This window comes from Proteus terrae, assembly GCF_003144325.1.
Lineage (GTDB): Bacteria > Pseudomonadota > Gammaproteobacteria > Enterobacterales > Enterobacteriaceae > Proteus > Proteus terrae.
In genome coordinates this window covers 39,468-58,299 of sequence record NZ_PENS01000010.1, presented here as the reverse complement: position 1 = coordinate 58,299, position 18,832 = coordinate 39,468, and the positions used below count along the sequence as shown (strand labels likewise).

Annotated in this window: 18 protein-coding genes; 14 read left to right on the top strand and 4 right to left on the bottom strand. The window is 39.9% G+C overall.

Going from position 1 to position 18,832, the window contains the following annotated elements; genetic code table 11:
* Nucleotides 1-169 precede the first annotated feature (169 nt).
* The 6 genes from miaB to DK857_RS11230 all read left to right on the top strand — a co-directional run bounded on the left by miaB (nucleotide 170) and on the right by DK857_RS11230 (nucleotide 6,392).
* Entirely contained in the window at nucleotides 170-1,600 is a 1,431-nt protein-coding gene (miaB, locus tag DK857_RS11255) for a tRNA (N6-isopentenyl adenosine(37)-C2)-methylthiotransferase MiaB (RefSeq protein ID WP_109393427.1), read from the top strand.
* Nucleotides 1,601-1,628: 28 nt separating this feature from the next.
* On the top strand, nucleotides 1,629-2,690 hold the full coding sequence (locus DK857_RS11250) for a PhoH family protein (protein ID WP_109402213.1): 1,062 nt from the start codon (nucleotides 1,629-1,631) through the stop codon (nucleotides 2,688-2,690).
* Complete coding sequence (ybeY, locus tag DK857_RS11245) at nucleotides 2,683-3,150, top strand: rRNA maturation RNase YbeY (protein WP_109393425.1); 468 nt, start codon at nucleotides 2,683-2,685, stop codon at nucleotides 3,148-3,150. Before DK857_RS11250 ends, ybeY begins: the two co-directional genes overlap by 8 nt.
* A 71-nt stretch (nucleotides 3,151-3,221) precedes the next feature.
* The gene (gene corC / locus DK857_RS11240) at nucleotides 3,222-4,103 is read left to right on the top strand and encodes a CNNM family magnesium/cobalt transport protein CorC (RefSeq protein WP_023581153.1); all 882 of its coding nucleotides are present in this window, start codon (nucleotides 3,222-3,224) and stop codon (nucleotides 4,101-4,103) included.
* A gap of 7 nt (nucleotides 4,104-4,110) precedes the next feature.
* Nucleotides 4,111-5,634, top strand: coding sequence for an apolipoprotein N-acyltransferase (gene lnt, locus DK857_RS11235; protein WP_109402212.1), 1,524 nt, complete (start codon nucleotides 4,111-4,113; stop codon nucleotides 5,632-5,634).
* A gap of 71 nt (nucleotides 5,635-5,705) precedes the next feature.
* Complete coding sequence (locus DK857_RS11230) at nucleotides 5,706-6,392, top strand: hypothetical protein (protein WP_109402211.1); 687 nt, start codon at nucleotides 5,706-5,708, stop codon at nucleotides 6,390-6,392.
* 8 nt (nucleotides 6,393-6,400) lie between these two features.
* Here the strand turns inward: DK857_RS11230 and DK857_RS11225 are convergent, their stop codons facing one another.
* The 4 genes from DK857_RS11225 to DK857_RS11210 form a co-directional block, all read right to left on the bottom strand.
* Entirely contained in the window at nucleotides 6,401-6,904 is a 504-nt protein-coding gene (locus tag DK857_RS11225; protein WP_109393423.1) for a protein disulfide oxidoreductase, read from the bottom strand.
* Nucleotides 6,904-7,635: a DsbA family protein gene (locus DK857_RS11220; protein WP_109402210.1), complete on the bottom strand. Its 732-nt coding sequence runs from the start codon at nucleotides 7,633-7,635 to the stop codon at nucleotides 6,904-6,906. The genes DK857_RS11225 and DK857_RS11220 overlap by 1 nt, the downstream gene beginning before the upstream one ends.
* Entirely contained in the window at nucleotides 7,635-9,674 is a 2,040-nt protein-coding gene (locus DK857_RS11215) for a protein-disulfide reductase DsbD family protein (protein ID WP_109402209.1), read from the bottom strand. Before DK857_RS11215 ends, DK857_RS11220 begins: the two co-directional genes overlap by 1 nt.
* An 84-nt stretch (nucleotides 9,675-9,758) precedes the next feature.
* Entirely contained in the window at nucleotides 9,759-10,148 is a 390-nt protein-coding gene (locus DK857_RS11210) for a metal resistance protein (RefSeq protein ID WP_109393421.1), read from the bottom strand.
* A 365-nt stretch (nucleotides 10,149-10,513) separates the two neighbouring features.
* On the opposite strand from DK857_RS11210, the gene DK857_RS11205 reads away from it, so the two are divergent.
* From DK857_RS11205 to nadD, 8 genes are all read left to right on the top strand, one after another.
* Entirely contained in the window at nucleotides 10,514-11,407 is an 894-nt protein-coding gene (locus DK857_RS11205; RefSeq protein ID WP_109402208.1) for a glutamate/aspartate ABC transporter substrate-binding protein, read from the top strand.
* A 115-nt stretch (nucleotides 11,408-11,522) separates the two neighbouring features.
* Nucleotides 11,523-12,263 carry an amino acid ABC transporter permease gene (locus tag DK857_RS11200; protein ID WP_109393419.1) on the top strand — a complete coding sequence of 247 codons (741 nt, stop codon included), beginning with the start codon at nucleotides 11,523-11,525 and terminating at the stop codon, nucleotides 12,261-12,263.
* Nucleotides 12,263-12,937: a glutamate/aspartate ABC transporter permease GltK gene (gene gltK / locus DK857_RS11195; RefSeq protein WP_109393418.1), complete on the top strand. Its 675-nt coding sequence runs from the start codon at nucleotides 12,263-12,265 to the stop codon at nucleotides 12,935-12,937. The genes DK857_RS11200 and gltK overlap by 1 nt, the downstream gene beginning before the upstream one ends.
* A complete protein-coding gene (locus tag DK857_RS11190; RefSeq protein WP_109393417.1) occupies nucleotides 12,938-13,663 on the top strand; it encodes an amino acid ABC transporter ATP-binding protein in 726 nt (241 codons plus the stop codon).
* A 326-nt stretch (nucleotides 13,664-13,989) separates the two neighbouring features.
* Nucleotides 13,990-16,572 (top strand): leucine--tRNA ligase, encoded by a 2,583-nt coding sequence (gene leuS, locus DK857_RS11185; RefSeq protein ID WP_109393416.1) that lies wholly within the window; start codon nucleotides 13,990-13,992, stop codon nucleotides 16,570-16,572.
* Between the two features lie 12 nt (nucleotides 16,573-16,584).
* Nucleotides 16,585-17,133, top strand: a complete 549-nt coding sequence (gene lptE, locus DK857_RS11180; protein ID WP_075671576.1) for an LPS assembly lipoprotein LptE — start codon at nucleotides 16,585-16,587, stop codon at nucleotides 17,131-17,133.
* Nucleotides 17,130-18,164: a DNA polymerase III subunit delta gene (gene holA, locus DK857_RS11175; RefSeq protein WP_109393414.1), complete on the top strand. Its 1,035-nt coding sequence runs from the start codon at nucleotides 17,130-17,132 to the stop codon at nucleotides 18,162-18,164. The genes lptE and holA overlap by 4 nt, the downstream gene beginning before the upstream one ends.
* A complete protein-coding gene (nadD, locus tag DK857_RS11170) occupies nucleotides 18,157-18,828 on the top strand; it encodes a nicotinate-nucleotide adenylyltransferase (RefSeq protein ID WP_109393413.1) in 672 nt (223 codons plus the stop codon). The genes holA and nadD overlap by 8 nt, the downstream gene beginning before the upstream one ends.
* Nucleotides 18,829-18,832 lie beyond the last annotated feature (4 nt).

Sequence of the window (18,832 nt, the reverse complement as noted above, 5' to 3'; positions counted from 1 at the left end):
AGCGCTGTTTCAGTTTATTTCTATTAAACTAAACGCCATAGAGAATTAGCGCCGACTTGCTCTAGTCACTGACCACACAAATGACTACAATAACCGCCTTATTGGCTTATTACACGCAACGTTTTCCAATGATTAGCTATTGTCTCACTGAAAATACCGGATTTACACAATGTCGACGATAAAAAAACTGTACATTAAAACTTGGGGCTGTCAGATGAATGAGTACGATTCATCCAAAATGGCAGACCTACTCGAAAGCACCCACGGTTATCAGTTAACCGATGTCGCCGAAGATGCGGACATTCTACTGCTAAATACCTGTTCTATCCGTGAGAAAGCACAAGAAAAAGTCTTTCATCAGTTAGGACGTTGGAAATATTTTAAAGATAATAAACCCGATATTATCATTGGCGTCGGCGGTTGTGTTGCTTCTCAAGAAGGTGAATACATCCGTCAACGTGCGCAGTGTGTCGATATTATCTTCGGACCACAGACTTTACACCGTTTGCCTGAAATGATTAATCAGGTTAAAGGCACTAAAAGCCCTGTTGTCGATATCAGCTTCCCTGAAATCGAAAAATTTGACCGTTTACCAGAACCTCGTGCTGAAGGCCCTTCTGCTTTCGTTTCCATCATGGAAGGCTGTAACAAATACTGCTCTTTCTGCGTAGTTCCTTACACTCGTGGTGAAGAAGTTAGCCGTCCTTGTGATGATGTGTTATTTGAAATTGCTCAATTAGCGGCACAAGGTGTGCGCGAAGTAAACTTGTTAGGTCAAAACGTTAACGCCTATCGTGGTGCCACTTTTGATGGTCAAATCTGTAGTTTTGCTGAATTAATTCGCTTAGTTGCCGCAATTGATGGTATTGACCGCGTTCGCTTTACTACCAGCCACCCTATCGAATTTACTGACGATATTGTTGCCGTTTATGAAGATACACCTGAATTAGTCAGCTATTTACACTTACCAGTGCAAAGTGGTTCTGACCGCATTCTAACATTAATGAAGCGTAACCATACTGCACTTGAATATAAGAGCATTATTCGCAAACTACGCAAAGCACGTCCTGATATTCTGATAAGTTCAGACTTTATCATTGGTTTCCCGGGTGAAACTCAAGACGACTTTGAAAAAACCATGCAATTAATTGCGGATGTTAATTTCGATATGAGCTTTAGTTTCATCTATTCAGCACGTCCAGGCACACCAGCTGCAGATTTACCTGATGATGTCAGTGAAGATGAGAAGAAACAGCGTTTATATCTGCTACAACAGCGCATCAATCAGCAAGCGATGAATTTTAGCCGTGCAATGTTAAATACTGTACAGCGTATTCTGGTAGAAGGGCCTTCACGTAAAAATGTGATGGAGCTTTCTGGCCGTACTGAGAACAACCGTGTGGTTAACTTTGAAGGTACACCGGATATGATTGGTAAATTCGTTGATGTTGAGATTGTTGACGTTTATGCCAACTCACTACGTGGTAAAGTCGTTAGAACGGAAGATCAAATGGATTTACGTATTCACGAATCTCCAGAATCCGTTATTGCACGTACACGTAAAGAAGATGAATTAGGGGTAGGTGTTTACCAACCTTAATTGATCAGATTTAACAAAAGGATAATCAGTGACAGTAATAGCACATGCACAGGTAGCGACCCAAGAAATCTTCTTAGAGCCAGCTGACAATGCCCGTTTAATGAGCCTATGTGGCCCATTTGACGATAATATTAAGCAACTTGAGCGCCGTTTAGGTATCGAGATTAATCATCGTGATAACCGTTTTAAACTCACGGGAAAATCATTGTGTGTCAATGCAGCCGCAGGTATTTTACGTCGCCTGTATGTGGAAACCTCGCCTATTAAAGGCGTGATCCCCGATATCGCCCCTGAACAAATTCACCTAGCAATCAAAGAAAGCCGTGTGCTTGAGCAAAGTGATGAGCATGTTCCTGAATTTGGAAAATCGACCAATATTCGAACTAAGCGGGGTGTGATAAAACCTCGTACACCAAATCAGGCACAATATATTGCCAATATCCAGACCCATGATATTACTTTTGGTATTGGGCCTGCGGGGACAGGGAAAACTTATCTGGCTGTTGCTGCTGCTGTTGATGCTCTAGAACGTCAAGAAGTGCGTCGTATTTTATTAACGCGTCCTGCGGTTGAAGCTGGTGAAAAACTGGGCTTTTTACCAGGCGATTTAAGTCAAAAAGTCGATCCCTATTTACGACCACTTTATGATGCGTTATTTGAGATGTTAGGTTTTGAAAAAGTTGAGAAACTAATAGAGCGTAATGTCATTGAAGTCGCGCCCCTCGCCTATATGCGTGGACGCACATTAAATGACGCCTTTATCATTCTTGATGAAAGCCAAAACACCACCATCGAACAGATGAAAATGTTCTTAACGCGTATTGGCTTTAACTCTAAAGCGGTTGTCACTGGGGATATTACCCAAATTGACCTGCCAAGAGGTAATAAATCAGGCTTACGTCATGCCATTGAAGTTTTATCTGATGTCAATGATTTAAGTTTTAACTTTTTCCACAGTGAAGACGTTGTTCGCCATCCTGTGGTTGCCAAAATTGTTATCGCCTATGAAGCTTGGGAAACGGAAGATCAAAAACGCCGCCAAGCAATCAAAGCAGAAAAAGAGAAGCTTCAGAGAGAAAATCATGAATGAAGTTATCCTTGATTTACAAGTAGCAAGTGAAAATACGCAAGGGCTTCCTACTGAAGCCCAATTTATGACATGGTTGGAAGCGGTGTTACCGCAGTTTCAACCTGTAAGTGAAGTGACTATTCGCATTGTTGATGAAGCAGAAAGTCACGAACTGAACCTCACTTATCGCGGAAAAGACAGACCGACTAACGTGCTTTCTTTTCCTTTTGAGGCACCACCTGAAATAGAATTGCCTCTATTAGGTGATTTGATTATTTGCCGTCAAGTAGTAGAAAAAGAGGCGGTTGAACAGAGTAAGACTGTTGAAGAGCATTGGGCACACATGGTTATTCATGGATGTCTGCATCTTTTGGGCTATGATCATATTGAAGATGATGAAGCCGAAGAAATGGAAGGTTTAGAGACAGAAATCTTACAAAATTTAGGTTATGCAGATCCCTATTTAATTGAAAAAGAGTAACAGTTCTCTTATTTTTATGATAAATACTATATCTAATTAACCATTCAATGAGGAAAAGTAGTTAAAACGCCATGAGCGACGACCAATCTTCGAGTAACGATAACCCAGGTCCTAAGAAAGGGTTTCTCACACTGCTTAATCAGTGGTTCCACGGTGAACCTAAAAACCGTGATGATCTGATGGAGCTTATCCGCGATTCTGAACAGAAAGAATTAATTGATCCTGACACCCGCGACATGCTTGAAGGGGTAATGGATATTGCTGAACAACGCGTTCGGGACATAATGATCCCTCGTTCTCAAATCGTCACACTAAAACGCAATCAAACCCTTGATGAATGTTTAGATGTGATTATTGATTCAGCACATTCCCGTTTCCCTGTCATTAGCGAAGACAAAGATCATATTGAAGGCTTATTAATGGCAAAAGATTTACTGCCATTTATGCGTACTGACGCAGAGCCATTTAGTATGGATAAAGTCTTACGCTCTGCTGTTGTTGTGCCTGAAAGCAAACGGGTTGATCGCCTATTAAAAGAGTTCCGCTCTCAACGCTATCATATGGCGATTGTGATCGATGAATTCGGAGGCGTATCTGGGCTCGTCACAATTGAGGATATTCTTGAACTTATCGTAGGCGAAATTGAAGATGAGTATGATGATGAGGATGATATTGATATTCGTCCGTTGAGTCGCCACGCTTACTCAGTTCGAGCTTTAACCCAGATAGAAGATTTCAATGAAGCGTTCGGTACACATTTCAGCGATGAAGAAGTTGATACAATTGGCGGTTTAGTTATGCAAGCCTTTGGTCACCTTCCTGCTCGTGGTGAAACTATTACCATTGATAATTACCAATTTAAAGTTGTTATGGCAGATAGCCGTAAGATCATTCAGGTTTATGTGCATATCCCCGATGATGCACCAATCCCTGAACTAGGTAATGATGCATAGGATATCAATGAATAAGATCTCTTTCTTAAACCGCCAGTGGGTTCGTGCCCTTCTGGCGGTTTTTTTCGGTGCCATTGGCACATTAGCATTTTCGCCATTTGATTTTTGGCCTGCGGCGTTAATTTCACTACTTGGCTTATTACTGATAATCACTCACCGCACAGCTCGTCAAGGTGCATTCCTTGGTTTTGCTTGGGGATTTGGGTTATTTGGTAGCGGTGTAAATTGGGTTTACGTCAGTATCGCTGATTTTGGTGGTATGCCGTTTGCAATAAATATCTTTTTAGTGATTTTATTAGCTCTCTATTTATCACTCTACACGCTATTATTTGCAGGATCACTGAATAAGTTTTTCCCCAAACCAACACTCTGGCGATTTGTATTTGCTGCTCCTGCGCTATGGCAAATCACCGAATTTTTAAGAGGTTGGGTATTATCAGGCTTTCCTTGGTTGCAGTTTGGTTATAGCCAGATTGATGGCCCATTAAAAGGTATTGCACCTATTTTTGGTGTCACCATGATAACGCTGCTTTTAACCGTTATTAGTGGATTAATTGCATTTACAATCTATCGTAAATCAATTTACAGCCTTGTGATTGCACTGCTTTTATTAGTATTACCTATCAGCTTTAAATCCTATCAATGGTATCAACCTTTGCCTGATGAAACGCAAGAAATTGCATTAGTCCAAGGTAATATCGCACAATCTTTAAAATGGGAACCAGGTACATTAGAGAGCACATTAAAGACCTATCTCACCTTAAGTCGCCCTTTTATTGGTAATGCAAATCTCATTATTTGGCCTGAATCCGCTATCCCTGATGTTGAAATTCAACAACAAAACTTTTTAGCAGAATTAGATAAGCAATTAAGAGAGCAAGATACCCATTTAATGACGGGAATTATTGATGCTCGGCCGACATTAGAAGGCTATCGTTTTTACAATAGTGTCATCACATTAGGTGAACACTATGCTTATCAATACCCGGCAACAGATCGCTATAACAAACATCACCTTGTTCCTTTTGGCGAATATGTGCCATTAGAATCACTCTTACGCCCACTCGCCCCTTTCTTTAATTTACCTATGTCATCATTAAGCCAAGGTGAATATGTACAGCCTCAGCTGACAGTCAATGACGCCAAAATAACCGCTGCTATTTGCTACGAAATTATTTTAGGTGAACAAGTTCGTGCTAATTTCCAACCTGATACACGGTTCTTATTAACGATTTCTAATGATGCGTGGTTTGGCAATTCAATCGGCCCTTGGCAGCATTTTCAAATGGCGAGAATGCGCTCTCTTGAGTTAGGAAGACCATTATTACGTTCGACAAATAACGGTATTACAGCCTTTATTGCAGCCAACGGTGATGTAATTTCTCAACTTCCTCAATTTGAAGAAGGTGCTTTAGCGGAAAAAATGACACCAACAACAGGACTAACTCCTTATTACAAATGGGGTAATACACCATTGTGGATATTGGTTGGATTATTTTTTGTCATCGCCTTTATTAAACGCCGTAATTAAAATGAATAAAGCCCAACCCTATTAAGTTAATATTAATTAGGTTGGGCTTTTTCTAATAAGAGAGCTTTTTCATGGATCATTATCCTGAACATATTCTCGATGCCATTTGGCAAAGAGCTAAAGAAATATCAACAGATAATGAAACAAAGGGCTTTCGTACAGATAAAGAAAATAAATGGATCCAACGCCAGATGTTCAATCAACAAGAACATGAATTTGGCTGGGTATTGTCAAAAAAACCAGAGTCAATTAGCCAACTTATTGAAGACAAAACCATTGTACCTGTGCATTGGAAAACAGCGATTATCGATCAACAAAAACAAGAAGCTGAGTCTAAACGCGTTAATGTCACTCAACTTGACCAATCTGCACTATCCCAATTAATTCAGTCATCCGCAGATATTCAATCTTATTGGCAATATGCCCATAAAATTTCCAGCGATAACGAAGAAAAGGGTTTCCGTAAAGATTATTACGGTTATGTTATTCAGCAAAATGCGTTTAGAGATAAACAGCATCAATATGGCTGGACATTAGCTCAATTAACCCCTGCTAATAAAAATAATGATCCCGTTATTCCTATTAATATTGTGCCAATACATATTAATACAGCAAAACGCATTGCCGATGAAAAGACATTAATTGCCCAAAATACCCAAGAAGCAAAAATTGAACGCAGACGTAAAAATATTATTTATGAAATAATCTATTTTATTGTCAGCTTACCTGGTACCATTTTTTCTTTACTAAAATTCTGATAGCTAATTTAGATAGACGCCCACCATAAACGTAGTTTTAATCCCCACGAAGATGACCAACCACTTGTAAAGCCTACCATTTCTCCTTTATAAACAATAACAAATGAAGGTGTTGCACTAATTTCCCACTGTTGAGAAATATCCCCTCGAGTATCATTTATGATAGGAAAAACCAGCCCTTTCGACTGAATGCCACGCTCTAACTTTGCGTTATCACCAGAACGGATCGCAACTGACATCACATTATAACCATCTTGTGCTAACGAATTTACTGATGGTGTTGTTAATTTACAAACCCCACACCAAGTTGCCCAAAAATAGATTAATAAAGGTTTTTCAGCACTCAGCTCAGCTAAAGAAATAACTTTATTATCAACTGTATAAAGCTCAGGTAAATTCGTTAAGGATGGTGGCGTAGGTTGTCGCCACCAATCCATTGCAAAAGAAGCTACAACGAAAATGACAACCAGAACAATCAGTTCTTTACTCCACTTTCGTAAGCGACTACGCATTATTTTTTCACTTTAGCCAGTTGCTCTTTTACAATCACTTCTAGCTGAGCGTAATCAACGGCACTCGGAATAACCATATCGCCAACGACAGTTGCAGGTGTACCTTGAATACCTAATTTGCGAGAAAGATCCAAGTTGTTTTGTAACGCTTTTAAGCTTTCATCCGTCAATTTCACTTTGCTAGTATTGGTTGTTTTCATTGCATCATCAATACTTGCATTATCTAGCATTGTTTTCTTCTGCATTAAACGTTGGTGTAATGCTAAGAATGCTTTTGGATCTTCTTTCCAAACTGAAAGTACAGCTTGAGAAGCTTTTGCAGAACTTTCACCTTTAAACGGCAATGGTTTAATCACCACGGCAACTTCAGGATAATCTTTTGTAATTTGTTCTAATAATGGATCGAAGCGTTTGCAGTAAGGGCAGTTATAATCAGTAAAAGAAACCAACACTAATTTAGCGTCCTTTGCACCAATACGAGGACTTGCAGCATCATTATATAACGCGTCATGCTCTGCTTTTAATGCAGTACGGAACTGAGCTTGTTGCTCATCTGCTTTCTGTGCCTGTAATGCTGTGATGGCCTCTTCCAGAATTTCTGGGTTTTTAATTAACGTGTCACGAACCAGTGCACGAACTTCTTTTTCCTGATCAGCACTTAATGCCGCAGCTTGCACATTTGCACCAAAAAGTAACGAAGAGATAACCAGTGCAGAAAGTGTTTTTTTCATTATTGGGCTCCTTTAGCCTCTGAAAGAACTGTCAATGTTGAATCTTTATTTAAAATAGGGGGTAAAACCACGCCATCTTTATGGCAAGGCCCATAAACTTGGTTAAATGGTACTGCAACTTGACCACGTTGTTTTAAAAACTGAGTGATTTTATCAGAGGGTTTAGTCCAATCCCCTCTTAATGCGACAACATCTGGCGCTGAAAGTGCAGCCTGAATCTCTTCTCGCAATAATACATTGTATTTGTTTGCTTTGCAGGTAACACACCAATCTGCTGTTACATCGACAAATACACGTTTATTATCTGCTAATGCTTGGTGTATCGCTTCTTCTGATAAAGGTTGCCAATTTATCGTATCTTGACCTGCGAGTGTTTGGCTTGCTGGTTGCTCCACAAATAGATAGGTGCTCCCTCCTAAAAATAGGGCAATAACAGCCGAAATAAATACCGTTTTTTTGCCATAATGCCGTGCTATCGCAAACAATAAAAGCAGAGTAATGGCAATAAAAATAGCCATTACGATTGGCAATCCTAGATGTGGAATAAGTAATGTAATTAACCAAATACTGGACAATAACATCATAAAGCCTAATACCACTCTTAGGCGATTCATCCATTTACCCGGTTTTGGTAGCGCTTTAGCGATAGATGGAAATATAGCCACTAAGATCCAAGGCAAACTCATTCCAATCCCTAGAGCGGTAAAAATAAGCCATAGTTCATTTAGAGGCGCAATAAGTGCATAAGCGACAGCGGTTCCTAAAAATGGTGCTGAACAAGGTGTTGCGAGTAAAGTTGCAAATGCACCTTCCCAAAAGTGTCGGCTATATCCTTGTCCACCTGCTGTTGCCATTTTAGTATTTATATTGCTACTTAAACGCAGTTCAAATAATCCAAATAGATTTGCAGTAAAAATAGCAGTAACTAATACCATAAAACCAATAAACCAAGGACTTTGGAATTGAATTCCCCAACCTAAGGCTTCTTGGCTATAACGTAAGCCTGTCATAAACAGAGCTAGCGCCCAAAATGAAACTAAGATGCCTAGAACAGAAACAGAAAATTGCTTGCGAATAACGCCTTTATCACGATTTTCAAGATGAAGAATTGACCCCATTTTCATCGCAAGTACAGGTAATACACAAGGCATCAAATTCAGAATTAAGCCACCCAATAGAGCAAAAGCGAGAATACTCCAAAGCCCAACACCTGAATTGGCGGCGGGAGCAATCTCCGCTCCTCCATGCCCTATGGTGTCATTAACTTGGCGAGAAAAACCTTGGTCAGTAATAACAAAAGAAAGCACCTTACCTGAAATATCACCGGCAGCATCGCCCCAATCATCAGTCACATCAACGGTGACAAATAGGTTTTTATCTTGATGATTTAATTTTGGAATGCCATAAAGCATACCTTCAGGGGGATCGAGATAAATATTAGGCTTAACCCAAGCACCTTGCTCTCTTTGTAAAGAGATAGTGAGTTGACTATTGTTATAACCAGAAGAAACTGATGATACTAATCCTATTCCAACAGGAACTTTTGCCATTGCCTGATTATATTGCCATTCAAAATCAGCGGGCACAGGTTCAGTAAGATCCAAGTCTAAAGTGTAATCAGTCAAAATACAGACATTACTGCATGTTGATAGAGTTAAAACTCCTGTTAAACGATCAGTCTGAACAGAGGATAGCTCAATAGGAAAAACAACTTGTTTGTCATAGCCTTGAGTATAAATACCCGCCACATCAAAAGCTGAAGGTGATGGCCAATGCCAAGTTATTGCGCTTACATCTTGCGACCAATTAATTTCAGGGGCAACGCCACCTTCTCCTGGAGAACGCCAATACGTTTTCCATCCAGACTCAAGCTGTACCTCAAGTAAAAGTTTCACGTCACCTGCTGGGGACTTTTGTGCTGTCGCCCTAACTTGTGCATGAGAATTATCAGGCATGGTTAGCCAGCCTGTATCTGCTGCTTGAGAGGTAGATAAAGTAAATAGCGTTAGTATCAACGCCATAACAAAAGAACGAAACATAACAACTCCCTAAAAATTCCTACAACGCTACACATAGAGCCACGCCCAAATTAGACGCGCAATCTTTTAGCTAAAAGGAAATTTCTAATCCCTCAAAATACAATAATGAAGGTGAAGTCTGATTGGAGGTGGTGGATGATGATGTTTTTTCTGATTACGCTGGCGCGACACATAAATGGCAGCCATGCTTAGCAATAGTAACACAGCCCATGAATGGAAAAATGGCTCGATTGTTAATGGGGGAACAGATAGCAATGATTTGGCGCTTAATTCACAGGTAGACAACGAATAGGTATGCTCTGTTACGCTATTCTCATCGGCAATCGGTGTTGATAGTGGGTATTGTGTTTGAGATACAGCCGTTGCTAAGCGCTCACTAATGATGTGGGCACCTAATGAACGCTGAACAATACAACACAAGATCAGCAAAACTGTTATCACCACTAGCCAGCGACCTGACCGCCAATTACTCATAGATGTTCCTCATCAATATGACCCGCTATCTTAACGGTAATCCACAGACAAACAACTCCTTAAGACAAACTTTACAAATCCCTACTTAGCTTATTTTTCTCATCATCTCAATTTTTCATCTTTAACCTTTATTTCTATAAGGTTTCTACTACAATAATTTTAAATATTGAAAACAACTTCCAAAAAAATAATCAACTACATTTGATTTCATTCTTTTATTGGGAGATACCTCTCGTATTTCACAAATTACACTTCCCAACAGTATGTTATTTGTTCTATCTATTAACATTATCAAAACAAATTAAAACAAAAAAGCAACACGAAGCAAAACACAAATATCACTTATCACCATGACAGGAGTTATTATGCGCATGCGTAAACTAGCATTATCATTAATGATTTTAGGGGCTGCAGTAGCTGTGCAAGCAGAAGAACTCACTGGAACCTTAAAGAAAATCAATGACAACGATATTATCATCGTTGGGCACAGAGAATCCTCTGTTCCTTTCTCTTACTATGATAATCAACAAAAAGTAGTTGGTTATTCTCAAGACTATTCCAACCTCATTGTACAGGCTGTGAAAGACAAAATAGGCAAACCAAACTTACAAGTTCGCCTCATTCCTATTACTTCTCAGAATCGTATTCCATTATTACAAAATGGCACATTTGATTTTGAGTGTGGTTCAACAACCAACAATGAAGCTCGTCAACAACAAGCTAGCTTCTCTAATACTATTTTCATCGTAGGTACACGTTTACTGGCGAAAAAAGACAGTGGAATTAAAGATTTCGCTGATCTATCAGGTAAAAACGTTGTTGTAACATCAGGAACAACGTCTGAAATGTTACTCAACAAATTAAATGATGAGAAAAAGATGAATATGCGCATTATCAGCGCAAAAGATCATGGAGACTCATTCCGTACACTTGAATCAGGTCGTGCCGTTGCCTTTATGATGGATGATGCATTACTGGCTGGTGAACGTGCTAAAGCGAAAAAACCGGGTGAGTGGGAAATTGTAGGAACCCCACAATCTGAAGAAGCTTATGGTTGTATGTTCCGTAAAGATGACGCTCAATTCAAAGCGTTAATTGATGAAACTATCTCTAAAGCACAAAAATCAGGTGAAGCAGAAAAATCATTTAATCGCTGGTTTAATGCACCGATCCCACCTAAAAATCTTAACTTAGAATTCACCATCTCGGATGAAATGAAAACATTGTTTGCATCACCAAATGATAAAGCATTGAACTAAAAACACATAAGCAGTTGATGCAAAATAAATAATTATAAAGTATCTGTTGGACAGACAGATCAGTGAAGTTTGGGGCAGCCGTTCCCTGCCCCTCTTTTTCACCGGAGGTGAAATCATGTCGATTGATTGGGATTGGGGGATATTCTTCCAAGAAGCCCCATTCGGAAACACCACATACTTAGGATGGCTGATTTCTGGCTTTCAAGTCACTATTGCCTTATCTCTATGCGCTTGGGTTATCGCCTTTCTTGTCGGTTCTTTATTTGGAATTTTACGCACTGTACCTAATCGTTGGCTTTCAAGCTTAGGTACTGTTTATGTTGAGTTATTCCGTAACGTACCACTTATTGTTCAATTCTTTACGTGGTATCTCGTCATTCCTGAATTATTGCCTCAATCTATTGGCGACTGGTTTAAAATGGACTTAGCGCCAAATGTGCAATTTTTTGTCTCATCAGCACTCTGCTTAGGTTTATTTACCGCAGCGCGTATGTGTGAACAAGTTAGAGCCGCAATAAACTCATTACCTCGTGGTCAAAAAGCTGCAGGCTTAGCATTGGGCTTAACTTTACCCCAAACCTATCGTTATGTTTTATTACCCAATGCATACCGCGTCATTATTCCACCAATGACCTCCGAAATGCTTAATCTCGTAAAAAACTCAGCGATTGCTTCCACTATCGGGTTAATTGATATGGCTGCACAAGCAAACAAACTACTCGATTATTCAGCAAAAGCGTATGAGTCATTCACAGCAATTACTCTCGCCTATGTTTTTATCAACGTCATCATTATGTTAATCATGAATTGGCTTGAAAAACGTGTGCGTTTACCTGGCACAACAGGAGGTCAATAATGTACGAATTTGACTGGAGTTCTGTTGTTCCAAGCCTACCATTTTTAGTTGATGGAATGGCTATTACTCTAAAAATCACTGTCACTGCTATTGTGGTCGGTATTCTATGGGGAACGGTGCTTGCTGTTATGCGCTTATCTACCTTTAAGCCTATTAGCTGGTTTGCCGCCGCTTATGTTAATACCTTCCGTTCTATTCCATTAGTCATGGTATTACTGTGGTTTTATTTAATTGTGCCTAACATATTACAAAATGTTCTAGGTCTTTCACCGAAAAGTGATATCCGTTTAATTTCAGCAATGATAGCGTTCTCTTTATTTGAAGCGGCTTATTACTCTGAAATTATAAGAGCAGGTATTCAAAGTGTTAGCAAAGGGCAATTTTCAGCCTCACTTGCTTTAGGTATGACCAAGTCACAAACAATGCGTTTAGTGATCTTACCTCAAGCCTTTCGAGCCATGATCCCGCTTTTACTGACTCAAGGAATTGTATTATTCCAAGATACATCCTTAGTTTACGTTTTAAGTCTTACTGACTTTTTCAGAACAGCGGCAAATATTGGAGAACGAGATGGAACACAAGTTGAAATGATCCTCTTTGCTGGTTTTGTTTATTTTGTCATTAGCTTCGCCGCTTCGATGTTAGTGAACTTTCTTAAAAAAAGGACTACCTAGATGATTTCCCTAAAAGACGTATCCAAATGGTATGGTCAGTTTCAAGTACTGACTGAATGTTCCACTGAAGTTAAAAAGGGGGAAGTTGTTGTTGTCTGTGGGCCTTCTGGATCAGGTAAATCAACACTGATCAAAACAGTGAATGGCTTAGAGCCTATACAACAAGGCGAGATCCTTGTTAATGAAATCAAAGTAAATGATAAACATACTGATCTTGCTAAATTACGAGCAAAGGTGGGTATGGTATTCCAACATTTTGAACTCTTCCCTCATCTATCTATTATTGAAAATCTTACACTGGCACAAGTTAAAGTGCTTAATAGAGAGAAAACTGCCGCAAAAGAGAAAGGGTTAAAACTATTAGAACGAGTGGGATTAACAAGCCATGCTAACAAATACCCGGCTCAACTTTCAGGTGGTCAGCAACAACGTGTCGCCATTGCTCGCGCATTATGCATGGATCCTATTGCAATGTTGTTTGATGAACCGACATCAGCACTTGATCCTGAAATGATTAATGAAGTACTTGATGTAATGGTAGAGCTGGCAAATGAAGGTATGACGATGATGGTAGTCACTCATGAAATGGGTTTTGCTAAAAAAGTCGCTGACCGTATTATTTTTATGGATGAAGGTCGAATTGTAGAAGATAGACCTAAAAATGACTTTTTTGATAATCCAAAATCAGCGCGAGCAAAAGATTTCCTCGCTAAAATTCTGCACTAATCTCCACATCCCCTCTGCTGACGTGCTTTTTTAGCACGTCAGCCCAAAATAATAATTTAGATTAACCTCGCAATTAAATATCAAGCAATCCTCTTTTCTCGCAATATCACTATTATTTTTTCACAAAATACGCATTTATTGTCTTTTTGCTTTAGTTCTTTTCAAGATATCTCGCAATTGTCTTGAAAAAGTTATGCAAACGGTGGCTTTCATTGAGATCAATAGTTGTGGCTATTAGACAAAATCAGCTATGCTATGCGAGTCTTAATTTCATAATAGCGGTTACCCTCCGGTAGCCATTAATTCACCATAGGATTATCGGTGCCATGCAAGAACAATATCGTCCCGAAGATATAGAGCAAACTATCCAGGAACACTGGGAAAAGAACAATACATTTAAAGTGACAGAAGATAATAACAAAGAAAAATATTACTGCCTGTCAATGCTACCTTATCCTTCTGGCCGACTACACATGGGACACGTCCGTAACTACACCATTGGTGACGTGATTTCCCGTTATCAACGTATGCTAGGTAAAAACGTCTTACAACCTATTGGTTGGGATGCGTTCGGTTTACCTGCAGAAGGTGCCGCAGTAAAAAATAAAACAGCTCCAGCACCATGGACTTACGAAAATATCAATTACATGAAAAGCCAGTTAAAAAAACTGGGTTTTGGTTACGATTGGGATCGCGAAGTTACTACTTGTACTCCAGAATATTATCGCTGGGAACAGTGGTTCTTTACTAAGTTATATGAAAAAGGCTTAGTTTATAAAAAGACCTCTGCTGTTAACTGGTGCCCACACGACTTAACTGTTTTAGCCAACGAACAAGTTATTGATGGCTGTTGCTGGCGTTGTGATACCCCTGTTGAACGTAAAGAAATTCCACAGTGGTTTATCAAAATTACCGAGTATGCTGAAGAGCTGTTAAATGATTTAGATACGTTAGATGAGTGGCCTGAACAAGTTAAGACCATGCAACGTAACTGGATTGGTCGCTCAGAAGGTGTCGAAATTAAATTTGATGTTGCTGATAGCGATGACACAATGACCGTTTATACAACGCGTCCAGACACATTTATGGGTGTCACTTATGTTGCAGTTGCAGCAGGTCACCCATTAGCGCAAAAAGCTGCTCAAAATAACCCTGAAGTTCAACATTTCATTGATGAATGCCGTAACATGAAAATGGCAGAAGCCGATATGGCAACAATGGAGAAAAAAGGGATTGCAACAGGCCTTTATGCTATTCATCCATTAACTAAAGAGAAAGTCGCCATTTGGGTTGCTAACTTTGTATTAATGGAATACGGCACGGGTGCTGTAATGGCGGTTCCTGGTCATGATGAACGTGACTGGGAATTTGCAACTAAATACAACTTACCAATTAAAGCCGTTATTGCAGATGCTGAAGGTAATCAACCTGACTTATCTGAAGGTGCATTAACCGAGAAAAATAGCCTGATTAACTCTGGTGAATTCTCTGGTTTAGACAACCAAGCTGGCTTTAACGCAATTGCAGATAAACTGGCACAAATGGGTGTTGGTGAGCGTAAAGTTAACTACCGTTTACGTGATTGGGGTGTTTCTCGCCAACGTTACTGGGGTGCGCCAATTCCAATGGCAACTTTAGAAGACGGTACTGTTGTTCCTGTCCCTGAAGATCAACTGCCTGTGATCCTGCCAGAAGATGTAAAAATGGACGGGATCACCAGCCCAATCAAAGCAGATCCAGAGTGGGCAAAAACCACAATCAATGGTCAGCCAGCGCTACGTGAAACTGATACTTTCGACACCTTTATGGAATCTTCTTGGTATTACGCTCGTTATACCTGCCCAGATTACGATAAAGGCATGTTAGATCCGAAAGCAGCTAATTATTGGTTGCCTGTTGACTGGTATATTGGTGGTATTGAACACGCCATCATGCACTTAATGTATTTCCGCTTCTTCCATAAACTGATGCGTGATGCAGGTTTAGTGAACTCTGATGAACCAGCAAAACGCTTACTGTGCCAAGGCATGGTATTAGCTGATGCGTTCTACCACACTGGTGAAGATGGTGCTCGTCATTGGGTATCTCCAGCTGAAGCTATCGTTGAACGCGATGAGAAAAACCGCATCATTAAAGCAACTGACAGTGAAGGTCATGAACTGACTTATGCTGGCATGAGCAAAATGTCTAAATCTAAAAACAACGGTATCGACCCACAAACGATGGTTGAACGTTATGGCGCAGATACCGTTCGTTTATTTATGATGTTTGCAGCACCACCAGAATTAACTCTGGAATGGCAGGAATCTAGCGTTGAAGGCGCAAACCGTTTCTTACGTCGTTTATGGCGTTTAGTTCACGAGCACACTCAAAAAGGAGCGACACAGTCTCTTGATCTTTCTGCACTAACAGAAGAACAAAAAGATTTGCGTCGTGACTTACATAAAACGATTGCGAAAGTATCTGATGACGTAGGTCGCCGTTTAGCCTTTAATACCGCAATTGCTGCCATTATGGAGTTAATGAATAAATTAACTCGTGCAACACAAGAAACAGAACAAGATCGTGCTTTAATGCAAGAAGCATTAGAAGCCATTGTTCGTATGCTTTCTCCAATCATCCCTCATGCTTGTTTTGTTATGTGGCAGGCATTAGGTGGAAAAGAGGACGTTGATGTTGCACCATGGCCTGTTGCTGATGAAGAAGCAATGGTTGATGACACCAAACTGATCATCGTTCAAGTGAATGGTAAAGTACGCGGTCGAGTCACTGTTCCGGCTAATTCAGAAAAAGAATATGTTCAGGAAATGGCGACAAAAGAGTACAGTGTTGCTAAATACTTGGAAGATGTGACTATTCGTAAAGTCATCTATGTTCCTGGAAAATTACTGAACATCGTTGTTGGCTGATAAGGAGGCCTAGTGCGATATCTACTTTCGCTATTTTTCGGTTTAGCGGTGTTAATCACCGCTGGCTGTGGTTTTCACCTTCAAGGTAAAACGCAGGTTCCAGCAGAATTAAAAACGCTTTATCTTAGCTCTGGTGACCCTTATGGCCCATTATCTCGTGTAATGCGTCAACAACTTAGACTGAGTGGTGTTCAGCTTGTTGAAAATCCAACGGCAAATATCCCTATTCTAAAAATTGTCGGTTCATCAGAAAGTAAAGAGACCGTTTCTGTGTATCAAGACGGTAAATCAGCAGAACGTCAATTAACATTTGTGCTTGATGCACAAGTGATTATGCCTGATGGTACGATTTACCCAATTTCATCACAGGTTTCACGTCCATTCTTCGATAACCCATTAGAAGCATTAGCGAAAGATGCTGAAAATGACATTATCAAGCAAGAGATGCGTGAACAAGCGACAGCAATATTAGTGCGTAAATTATTGGTTGTTCACAATGCAGAACGCCAAAAGAGCGCACAAGCTGAGCAGGCAAAACAGATAATCTCACCCGCCAAATGATCCGCTTATATCCAGAACAACTGAATGCGCAGCTCCAAGAGGGGCTGCGCCAAAGTTACCTACTCTGGGGTAATGAACCTCTATTACTCCAAGAGTCTCAAGATGCTATTCAATCCGCTGCTAAATCCCAAGGGTTTGTCGAACATTATCAATTTACCCTTGATAATAATACAGACTGGAATGAAATTTACTCGCTTTGTCAATCGCTAAGCCTTTTTTCTCAAAGACAATCTCTTTTACTACATTTGCCTGAAAATGGCCCCAATGCAGCGATGTCAGAGAAACTTACTCGCCTATCTCAAGAATTACATCAAGACTTATTGTTGATTTTACGTGGCAATAAACTCACAAAAGCACAAGAAAACAGTGAATGGTTTAAAACATTAAGCCAACATGGAACCTATGTTTCTTGTCTGACACCTGAGCTTGATAAATTACCTAATTGGGTTGCACGGCGAGCAAAACAAAAAGGGTTAGCGCTGGATGAACAAGGTAATCAATTACTTTGCTACTGTTATGAAGGGAATTTATTGGCGCTAGCACAAGCCATTGAGCGCCTTTCTCTGTTATACCCTGACGGTAAGCTGACGCTCCCAAGAGTAGAAGCGGCGGTCAATGATGCGTCACATTTTACCCCTTATCACTGGGTTGATGCATTACTGGCCGGGAAAACACAACGTGCATGGCATATCTTGCAACAACTCAAAAGAGAAGACTCTGAACCTGTTATTTTACTCAGAACTGTACAACGTGAGTTAATGCAGTTGATTACGCTACATCGAGAATCTAAAACGACTTCGTTAAAAACGATTTTCGATAAACATCGAATTTGGCAAAATCGACGCCCAATATTCACCGCAGCACTACAACGTTTATCTGAACATCAATTGCTGACAGCAATACGGTTACTTGCAACAATTGAAATTACTATTAAACAAGATTATGGACAGACAGTTTGGCCCTCTCTTAGTGCTCTGGGTTTATTACTTTGTGGAAAAGCATTGCCGGAAGGATTTGTAAGTCATGTCTAAAATCAATAACTCAACATCATTAATTAACCAAGCCATTGCTTTATATGGTGGTACATTTGATCCTATTCATTATGGGCATTTGCGTCCTGTTGAAGCTCTTTCCGGATTAATTGGTTTAAAAGAAGTGATTTGGCTACCTAACAATATTCCTCCTCATCGCCCTCAACCAGAGGCCTCTTCTCAACAACGTCTTAAGATGGTACGTCTGGCTCTTGAGCCATATTCTTCATTTACAGTCGATACTCGTGAACTTGAGAAGCCAACACCTTCTTATACTATTGAGACATTAAGAGACTTCAGAAAAGAAATCGGCGATAAACAACCCTTGGCTTTTATTATTGGTCAAGATTCATTACTTTCAATTAATACATGGCACCAATGGGAAGATCTGCTGGAAGTATGCCATTTACTAGTTTGCGCCCGCCCTGGTTATCAAACACATTTTGACTCAGTGCAAATGCAAACATGGCTAACCAAACATCAAACTCATCAGCAAGAAGATATTCACTGTTTACCTGCGGGTAAAATATTTCTAGCTGATACGCCTCTTTATAATATATCAGCAACAGATATTCGTGCTCGTCACAAAGCCGGGTTAGATTGTCACGATTTACTACCTAACTCTGTTGAAGACTATATTCGCCAACAACAACTCTATAAATAATTAC

Excerpts from the sequence above, each read along its gene's own strand:
- DK857_RS11220 (WP_109402210.1), bottom strand. The coding sequence starts at position 7,635 with ATGAAAAAAACACTTTCTGCACTGGTTATCTCTTCGTTACTTTTTGGT.
- lnt (WP_109402212.1), top strand. The coding sequence starts at position 4,111 with ATGAATAAGATCTCTTTCTTAAACCGCCAGTGGGTTCGTGCCCTTCTG.
- DK857_RS11230 (WP_109402211.1), top strand. The coding sequence starts at position 5,706 with ATGGATCATTATCCTGAACATATTCTCGATGCCATTTGGCAAAGAGCT.
- DK857_RS11205 (WP_109402208.1), top strand. The coding sequence starts at position 10,514 with ATGCGCATGCGTAAACTAGCATTATCATTAATGATTTTAGGGGCTGCA.
- DK857_RS11200 (WP_109393419.1), top strand. The coding sequence starts at position 11,523 with ATGTCGATTGATTGGGATTGGGGGATATTCTTCCAAGAAGCCCCATTC.
- holA (WP_109393414.1), top strand. The coding sequence starts at position 17,130 with ATGATCCGCTTATATCCAGAACAACTGAATGCGCAGCTCCAAGAGGGG.
- DK857_RS11190 (WP_109393417.1), top strand. The coding sequence starts at position 12,938 with ATGATTTCCCTAAAAGACGTATCCAAATGGTATGGTCAGTTTCAAGTA.
- DK857_RS11215 (WP_109402209.1), bottom strand. The coding sequence starts at position 9,674 with ATGTTTCGTTCTTTTGTTATGGCGTTGATACTAACGCTATTTACTTTA.
- nadD (WP_109393413.1), top strand. The coding sequence starts at position 18,157 with ATGTCTAAAATCAATAACTCAACATCATTAATTAACCAAGCCATTGCT.
- corC (WP_023581153.1), top strand. The coding sequence starts at position 3,222 with ATGAGCGACGACCAATCTTCGAGTAACGATAACCCAGGTCCTAAGAAA.
- leuS (WP_109393416.1), top strand. The coding sequence starts at position 13,990 with ATGCAAGAACAATATCGTCCCGAAGATATAGAGCAAACTATCCAGGAA.
- gltK (WP_109393418.1), top strand. The coding sequence starts at position 12,263 with ATGTACGAATTTGACTGGAGTTCTGTTGTTCCAAGCCTACCATTTTTA.
- ybeY (WP_109393425.1), top strand. The coding sequence starts at position 2,683 with ATGAATGAAGTTATCCTTGATTTACAAGTAGCAAGTGAAAATACGCAA.
- miaB (WP_109393427.1), top strand. The coding sequence starts at position 170 with ATGTCGACGATAAAAAAACTGTACATTAAAACTTGGGGCTGTCAGATG.
- DK857_RS11210 (WP_109393421.1), bottom strand. The coding sequence starts at position 10,148 with ATGAGTAATTGGCGGTCAGGTCGCTGGCTAGTGGTGATAACAGTTTTG.
- DK857_RS11225 (WP_109393423.1), bottom strand. The coding sequence starts at position 6,904 with ATGCGTAGTCGCTTACGAAAGTGGAGTAAAGAACTGATTGTTCTGGTT.